1 protein-coding gene is annotated in these 253 nt (G+C 34.4%); it reads right to left on the bottom strand.

Going from position 1 to position 253, the window contains the following annotated elements:
- The coding region (locus KI363_RS21870; protein ID WP_212967638.1) for a hypothetical protein at window positions 1–253 on the bottom strand (253 nt) is incomplete at both ends.

The following is a 253-nucleotide window of genomic DNA, read 5'->3' as shown; positions in this document are numbered from 1 at the left end:
TGCTTTAAAAGAGCTGTCCGGTTTTTAAAAATGGAAAAATAGTCGACTTTGGAGAACCCTGAAAGTATGAGAGTGCTTACAAAATTAAAGGGCGAAAATTTCTGCCCACAAATACTTGACTCAAACTCCTCTTCAAACAATTTTGACTGAAGGATCTTTTTATCGTAATGTAGTCGATCACGATCTTTTTCTGCCATTTCCCATAATGTTTCATTGAAATGATCAACGTTTATAATCCTATTTTCCGGTAATA

Source organism: Lederbergia ruris (assembly GCF_018332955.1).
GTDB classification, from domain to species: domain Bacteria; phylum Bacillota; class Bacilli; order Bacillales; family Bacillaceae_C; genus Lederbergia; species Lederbergia ruris.
The sequence above is the reverse complement of the archived record's forward strand: the minus strand, read 5'-3'. Positions and strand labels throughout refer to the sequence as shown.